The following is a 6,122-nucleotide window of genomic DNA, read 5'->3' on the forward strand; positions in this document are numbered from 1 at the left end:
CCTTGTGAGGTACGCCCTCAACCGAGCAGCTGGCTCTGCAGGACGACCGTCTGCTGGAAGGGAACGGCCGCCACGCCGCCCTTTCCGGACTGCAGGATCACCGCGTAGACGTCACCCGCGGTGAGGTAGGCCTGGCGGACCTGCTCGGCGCCGTAGGGCTTGGGCTCGAAGTAGGCGGTGCGCTCGATCCCGGCGACGGCGGCGGCCTCCGGGAACTTCTCGTCGTAGGTGGCGTCGTGCGTCGCGTCGGGGGCGCCCTTCAGCGGGTACGTCGGGGTGGTGAACGCGACGGCGTCGCTCGCGATCTCCGCCTCCACCATCTGGGCCGTGCCGAACTGGAGCAGGTAGATCCGGGTCCGGGTGCCGTCCGGCGTGGTCCAGCCGCGGGCGGCGATGTGCCGCAGGCCGGTGTCGACCAGCTTCTGCCGCAGCTCCTCGCGGTCCTCCTTGTTCGCGTACTCGGCCAGGTAGTCCTTCGTCGCCAGCCAGCCGTCCGAGCCGCGCAGCGCCTTGTCCTCCGTCGCCCCGGCGGGACCGGGCAGTACGAGGGCCCGCAGATCGGCGTGGTGCGTGCCGGCCGTGTTGCCGTCGGCGAAGGGCCCGGGGCTGCCGGAGGGCAGCGGCGGCCGGGTCAGCTTGGGGTAGGCCCAGCGCCCGTCCGACTCGGTGGCGAGGCCCGGGACGTCCGTGCGCTCCATGCCCGCGATCCCGTACGCCGTGGCCGTGCCGACGGCCGCGAACACGGCCACGGCGGCGGTCCAGCGCCCTATGGCACGCAGGACGCGGCGGTCCCGGGGCGCGGGGGCCGGGGCGGGTGCCGGGGCCTCGGGGGGCTGCACGGGCTCGGTGAGTGCCTCGGGCTGAGTGGTCTGGTCGCTCATATCGCCTTTCCCGGCTCGGCGATCCGGTCGAGTTGGGTGCGCAGGAGCGCGGCGACTCCGTCGCTGTCGAGCGTGGCGGCGCCGTACGCGGTGGCCGTGACCAAGACGTCGCCGACATGGCCTGAGCAGTACATCCTGACGAGGTCCTCCTCGTCGCCCTCGGCCCCCAGGAAGCACTCGGCGTCCTTGTGCCCCTTGATCTTCGGGCCCTTTCGGCCCGCGCCGAAGAGCCTCCGCTGGGACTCCGAGGCGTCGCGGACTGCGGCCCTGTCCCCCATCTGCGCCAGCACGATGTTCACCGAGTAGATCTCCTCGTTCCACAGGCCCGGCATCGCATCCCCGCTGAAGTAGCTGCGCATCGCCATGCCCTTGGTGTGCTGCCGGTCGATGTACTTCTCCAGCTCCTTGCGCACAGTGCGGGGCAGGCCACGCAGGGACTCCTTGCGCAGCGCCGTGGCCTGCGCGCCGCTGAGCTGTACGTCGGAGCCGAACCGCCCGAGGTCGGGTCCTCGGACCCAGCCGTCGCCGTATGGCACGAGCACGGCGGCGAGCCCCGTGGGGGTCGGCGCCTTCTTGTCCTCGGCAGTGGCCTTCGGGAACTTCCAGCGCGGGGCACCCGCGTCCCGGTCGGCGTCCTTCACGGTCACGACGGTCGCGCCCACGCCTGCGATCAGCGCCCCGGCGAGCAGCACGGAGCCGACGACTGCCGCGATACGCCCGCGCCGCGCGGGCTTGCGCACCGGAGCCTCGGGCTGCGTCTCCGCCGGCTGCTCCGGTGATTCGGTTTCACTCACAGCCGCTCCATCTGCCGCTCGGCCAGATCCATGATCGTCTTCTTGGCGATCGGCCGGTTGCCCCAGACCCCGATCTCCATCACGATGTCCCCGCGCCAGGCATGCGCCTCGGCGCTGTACAGCGACTCGTATCCCGGGAACGTCTCCGGCTGATTGTGGACGTACACCATGCCGTCCCCGGTGCCGGGGACGGCCCAGCTGTCGGTTGCGGGCTCGTGCTCCGCCCACTCCTGGTGGTTGCGGCTGGCGTCGAGGGCGGCCAGGGAGTCTTCCTGTCGGTACTGCACCAGGCGGATCTCCACGCTGTACGAGCTGCCGACGTCCCAGCTGGCGACAGCCGCCCTGCGGAACTCGTCCGTGACGAGAGAGCTGAACTTGTCGCCCGGCTCCGTGAAGTAGTCGGCATAGGCGGCGATGTCCACCCAGCCGTCCGACAAGGCCACCCAGTCCGCTTCCTTCGCCCCCGCCGGCTTCTTCAGCAACAGCTTGCGCAGGTCGCCGTCGGTGCGGAGCTTGCCGTCCCGCTCGGCCGAAAGCGGCTCGGGCGCCGGGCCTTTCACCTGCGTCAGCACCGGCTGGGACAGCGGCGGCAGCCTCGTCGGCTCGCGGTCGACCTGGACGAGGTAACCCGCGCAGGTGCCGGCGACCAGGCCGAGCGCGGCGGCACCGGTGAGGAGCAGGGCAGTGCGCCCGCGCCGCCGCGGCCGGGGTGGCTTTTCGGGATCTTCCAAGACGTCCCCCCACAGAACGTGAAGCGTGGATTCCGTATCCGCGCGCACAGGGGACTCACGGCCCGCGCAGGGAGTTGCATCCGCGTTGATTACGATTCGGCCATGGCGAAGAAGCTCGTGATCAAGGTGACGGCGGGGGCCGATGCCCCCGAACGCTGCTCGCAGGCGTTCACGGTGGCGGCGGTGGCCGTCGCGAGTGGGGTCGACGTCTCCGTATGGCTGACCGGCGAGTCCGCGTGGTTCGCCCTGCCGGGCCGCGCGGCCGAGTTCGAGCTGCCGCACGCGGCGCCGCTGCCCGAGCTGATCGAGTCGGTCCTGGTGGGCGGCCGGCTGACGCTGTGCACCCAGTGCGCGGCCCGCCGCGACATCACGGAGAAGGACGTCATCGAGGGCGTGCGGATCGCAGGTGCGCAGGTGTTCGTGCAGGAGTCCCTCGCGGAGGACACCCAGGCGCTGGTCTACTGACCGGTCTCGGTCCACAGGCAGAAGGGGTGCCCCGCCGGGTCGAACAGCACCCGTACGTCGTCCTGCGGCTGGTACGCCGCAAGCGTGGCCCCCTCGGCCACGGCGCGCCGCGTCTCGCCCTCCAGGTCGTCGACCTCGATGTCCAGGTGAAGCATCATCTGCTGGTCGCCGGGGTTCCTGGTGGGCCAGAGGGGCCGTACGTACTCGGGTTCGGTCTCGAAGGCCAGGGCCAGGCCCTCGGTGCCGGGCGGCGGGCCGATGAGCAGCCAGTCGGGCTCCTCGGCACGCACCTCGTAGCCGAGCAGCCGCAGATAGAAGCCGGCGAGTTCATGCGCGTCGTGCGCGTCGAGCACCACGGTGGACAGCCTCGTAGGCGACATGCACGTCTTCCTACCGCGGCCGCTTCTTGCCGTCCAGCTCGTCCCACCACTCGTCCGACTGCGGGTCCCCGGACGGGTCGTCCCACCAGCGGTCCTCCGGACCCCGGCGGTTGGCGATCATCGCGGCGACGGGCGGGATGACCATGGCGACCACGCACATGGCCACGGCGGCCGCCGTCGACCACAGGCGCACCACACCCCACGCCAGGACGAAGAGCGTGAGGCACGTTCCCATCATGGCGAAGTAGACGTGACGCCGCCGTGCGTACATGACTCCAGGGTAGGCCCGTAACACGCCGAAGGGCCGCGGCCCAGGCGTCCAACCCGGGGGCCGCGGCCCTTCGTCGTACGGGTGCCGTCAGACCGTAATCGCGACCTCCGCCAGGCCGCCCTGCTGGGCGACGACCGTGCGGTCGGCGGTGGCGCCGGGGACGAGGGCGCGGACGGTCCAGGTGCCCTCGGCCGCGTAGAAGCGGAACTGGCCCGTCGCGGAGGTGGGGACCTCCGCCGTGAACTCGCCGGTCGAGTCCAGGAGGCGGACGTAGCCGGTCACCGGCTCACCGTCACGCGTCACCTGGCCCTGGATGGTGGTCTCACCGGGCTTGATCGTCGAGGCGTCGGGGCCGCCGGCCTTCGCTCCACACATGTCGTTTCTCCTGAAGAGGTCCAGAAAGGCCTGGAAAGGTCGGTCGGGGTTGGTTACTTGCCGGCGCCGAGCTCGATCGGCACGCCGACGAGGGAGCCGTACTCGGTCCAGGAACCGTCGTAGTTCTTGACGTTCTGCACGCCGAGCAGCTCGTGCAGTACGAACCAGGTGAGGGCCGAGCGCTCACCGATACGGCAGTAGGCGATGGTGTCCTTGGCGAGGTCCACCTGCTCGTCGGCGTAGAGCTCCTTGAGCTCCTCGTCCGACTTGAAGGTGCCGTCGTCGTTGGCGTTCTTCGACCACGGGATGTTGCGGGCGGTCGGGACGTGACCGGGACGCTGCGACTGCTCCTGCGGCAGGTGCGCCGGGGCGAGCAGCTTGCCGGAGAACTCGTCGGGCGAGCGGACGTCGACCAGGTTCTGCGAACCGATGGCGGCGACCACGTCGTCACGGAAGGCGCGGATGGAGGTGTCCTGCGGCTTGGCCTTGTAGGTGGTGGCCGGACGCTCCGGCACCTCCTCGACCAGCTCGCGGGCGTCCAGCTCCCACTTCTTGCGGCCGCCGTCGAGCAGCTTGACGTTCTCGTGGCCGTAGAGCTTGAAGTACCAGTAGGCGTACGAGGCGAACCAGTTGTTGTTGCCGCCGTAGAGGATCACCAGCGTGTCGTTGCCGATGCCCTTCGCCGAGAGGAGCTTCTCGAAGCCCTCCTGGTCGATGAAGTCGCGGCGGACCGGGTCCTGGAGGTCCTTGGTCCAGTCGATCCGGATGGCGCCTCGGATGTGGTTCTTCTCGTAGGCGGTGGTGTCCTCGTCGACCTCGACAATGGCGATGTTCGGGTCGTCCAGGTGCTCCTGCAGCCAGTCGGCGTCTACCAGGACGTCGCTGCGGCTCATGCTCTTTCTCCTCCGGGGCAGTTGCGGCGGGGCGTGCGAGTGCGAGGGTGCGCTGATGCCGGGGCCGGCGCGGCGCACGGATGCCCTGAATCAGGGCAGGGGAACGCGGAAGTCGGGGCTTCCGCTCAGAAGGTGCGACAGAGCATGGCGGCAACGCGGCACAGGTCTACTGCCCGCCGCTTCGTGAGATCCGCCTGTCGCTTCATGGCGTCGAGCTTAGGGACGGTCGGGCGGGCATGTCACCGGTGTGTCGTATCGTGAGACGGGATCGTCCGACATACGAGAACGAAGAAGCGCCCGGAGCGCCGTGGCACGGCTCCCGGGCGCTTGTGCACGCCGCCACATCTGCGGTGCGGACGGGTCGTCTCGCCTGTCGGACAGCCGGACGCCGTCCGGGCTGGTCCTACCCGGCCAGCTGCACGTTCGAACCCTGCACCGAGATCTCCACCCCGTTCGGCGCCGCCTCGACCTTGTCGAGCTGGATGCCGCCGGGAAGGTCGTCGATGGCCTGCTGGAAGTCGGTGATCTCGCGGACCGAGTCCTCGGCGAGGTCGAGGCCCGCCAGGTCCGGCAGCGAGTCGGTGCGCACCTCGACGGTGTCGCCCTTGACGCTGACGGTGCTGAGCACGGACATCTCCCTGGTGCCGATGACGGGGGCCTCGACCTCCAGCCCGACCTTGATCTTGCCGTTGCCGCCGTCGGAGAGGCTCACCACGCGGGCGGTGACGCCGGGAGCGACCTCCGTGGGCTCGGACTTGGCAGCCTTGAGCAGCTCGTCGTAGGCGATGGTCGCCGTGCCGGTGGCGGAGGCGGCCGTGGCGGAGCTGTAGTCGCCGGAGAACTCGACGCCCTTCATGTTCGCCGTCAGGTCGTCGATGCGGATCCGCTCACCGTCGCCCGCGGCCGCCTCGTAGTCCTTGATGCCGACCTCGACGTCGTCCAGCGTGCTGCCGGCGAGCTGGGTGAGGAACGGGAAGCCGTTGATGGACACATCCGGGGTGGCGGCCAGGTTCTCGGTGGTCTTCAGCCGGTCCGCGACCTCGCCCTCGGCGAAGTTCACGGCGAGGCGGTCGGCTGCCACGAACAGGCCGCCGAGGACCACGACGACGATCAGAAGTATTCGCAGCGCGCGCATGTTCCCCCACCTCGTCGGTCTTCAGGTCGAGGGGTCACGGTAACCCGGCCGGGAAGGCCCACCGCGGAATTGTCGATCACCTGTGACAACAGGCCCTAGACCCAATGCCGTTGCTTTAGGTCACGGGCGTAGGCTGCCCAGTGGTGGTCCCCGGGGGGGTGGTTCGGGTGTCTGCGAGCGTGTCTGAGTTATCAGGT

At 70.0% G+C, this 6,122-nt stretch carries 10 protein-coding genes; 1 reads left to right on the forward strand and 9 read right to left on the reverse strand.

The genetic code is table 11. The features are described 5' to 3' along the window. Positions 1–17: 17 nt before the first annotated feature. The 3 genes from ACFV7R_RS21910 to ACFV7R_RS21920 are packed head-to-tail and all read right to left on the reverse strand — an operon-like array spanning position 18 to position 2,406. On the reverse strand, positions 18–881 hold the full coding sequence (locus ACFV7R_RS21910) for a hypothetical protein (RefSeq protein ID WP_385265826.1): 864 nt from the start codon (positions 879–881) through the stop codon (positions 18–20). Further along, positions 878–1,675 carry a hypothetical protein gene (locus ACFV7R_RS21915; RefSeq protein WP_385265829.1) on the reverse strand — a complete coding sequence of 266 codons (798 nt, stop codon included), beginning with the start codon at positions 1,673–1,675 and terminating at the stop codon, positions 878–880. Before ACFV7R_RS21915 ends, ACFV7R_RS21910 begins: the two co-directional genes overlap by 4 nt. Beyond that, the gene (locus tag ACFV7R_RS21920) at positions 1,672–2,406 is read right to left on the reverse strand and encodes a hypothetical protein (RefSeq protein WP_385265831.1); all 735 of its coding nucleotides are present in this window, start codon (positions 2,404–2,406) and stop codon (positions 1,672–1,674) included. Before ACFV7R_RS21920 ends, ACFV7R_RS21915 begins: the two co-directional genes overlap by 4 nt. Positions 2,407–2,508: 102 nt before the next feature. Here ACFV7R_RS21920 and ACFV7R_RS21925 point away from each other — a divergent pair, with 102 nt between their 5' ends. Further along, positions 2,509–2,871 (forward strand): DsrE family protein, encoded by a 363-nt coding sequence (locus ACFV7R_RS21925; RefSeq protein ID WP_385265833.1) that lies wholly within the window; start codon positions 2,509–2,511, stop codon positions 2,869–2,871. Here the strand turns inward: ACFV7R_RS21925 and ACFV7R_RS21930 are convergent. The 6 genes from ACFV7R_RS21930 to ACFV7R_RS21955 all read right to left on the reverse strand — a co-directional run bounded on the left by ACFV7R_RS21930 (position 2,865) and on the right by ACFV7R_RS21955 (position 5,925). Beyond that, a complete protein-coding gene (locus ACFV7R_RS21930) occupies positions 2,865–3,251 on the reverse strand; it encodes a VOC family protein (protein ID WP_385265836.1) in 387 nt (128 codons plus the stop codon). The genes ACFV7R_RS21925 and ACFV7R_RS21930 overlap by 7 nt on opposite strands. Positions 3,252–3,261: 10 nt before the next feature. Beyond that, positions 3,262–3,522 carry a DUF3099 domain-containing protein gene (locus ACFV7R_RS21935; RefSeq protein ID WP_129798550.1) on the reverse strand — a complete coding sequence of 87 codons (261 nt, stop codon included), beginning with the start codon at positions 3,520–3,522 and terminating at the stop codon, positions 3,262–3,264. Between the two features lie 87 nt (positions 3,523–3,609). Further along, positions 3,610–3,897, reverse strand: coding sequence for a DUF1416 domain-containing protein (locus ACFV7R_RS21940; protein ID WP_385265839.1), 288 nt, complete (start codon positions 3,895–3,897; stop codon positions 3,610–3,612). 53 nt (positions 3,898–3,950) lie between these two features. Next, positions 3,951–4,790 (reverse strand): sulfurtransferase, encoded by an 840-nt coding sequence (locus tag ACFV7R_RS21945; protein WP_385265842.1) that lies wholly within the window; start codon positions 4,788–4,790, stop codon positions 3,951–3,953. A 125-nt stretch (positions 4,791–4,915) separates the two neighbouring features. After that, entirely contained in the window at positions 4,916–4,996 is an 81-nt protein-coding gene (locus ACFV7R_RS21950; protein WP_350310325.1) for a putative leader peptide, read from the reverse strand. A gap of 197 nt (positions 4,997–5,193) precedes the next feature. After that, entirely contained in the window at positions 5,194–5,925 is a 732-nt protein-coding gene (locus tag ACFV7R_RS21955) for a DUF2993 domain-containing protein (protein ID WP_385265844.1), read from the reverse strand. Positions 5,926–6,122: the final 197 nt, after the last annotated feature.

Source organism: Streptomyces sp. NPDC059866, assembly GCF_042731325.1.
Classification (GTDB): Bacteria; Actinomycetota; Actinomycetes; order Streptomycetales; family Streptomycetaceae; genus Streptomyces; species Streptomyces flavusporus.

Coding starts and splice junctions, on each gene's coding strand:
- ACFV7R_RS21910 (WP_385265826.1), bottom strand. CDS start 881: ATGAGCGACCAGACCACTCAGCCCGAGGCACTCACCGAGCCCGTGCAG.
- ACFV7R_RS21925 (WP_385265833.1), top strand. CDS start 2,509: ATGGCGAAGAAGCTCGTGATCAAGGTGACGGCGGGGGCCGATGCCCCC.
- ACFV7R_RS21930 (WP_385265836.1), bottom strand. CDS start 3,251: ATGTCGCCTACGAGGCTGTCCACCGTGGTGCTCGACGCGCACGACGCG.
- ACFV7R_RS21935 (WP_129798550.1), bottom strand. CDS start 3,522: ATGTACGCACGGCGGCGTCACGTCTACTTCGCCATGATGGGAACGTGC.
- ACFV7R_RS21940 (WP_385265839.1), bottom strand. CDS start 3,897: ATGTGTGGAGCGAAGGCCGGCGGCCCCGACGCCTCGACGATCAAGCCC.
- ACFV7R_RS21945 (WP_385265842.1), bottom strand. CDS start 4,790: ATGAGCCGCAGCGACGTCCTGGTAGACGCCGACTGGCTGCAGGAGCAC.
- ACFV7R_RS21950 (WP_350310325.1), bottom strand. CDS start 4,996: ATGAAGCGACAGGCGGATCTCACGAAGCGGCGGGCAGTAGACCTGTGC.
- ACFV7R_RS21955 (WP_385265844.1), bottom strand. CDS start 5,925: ATGCGCGCGCTGCGAATACTTCTGATCGTCGTCGTGGTCCTCGGCGGC.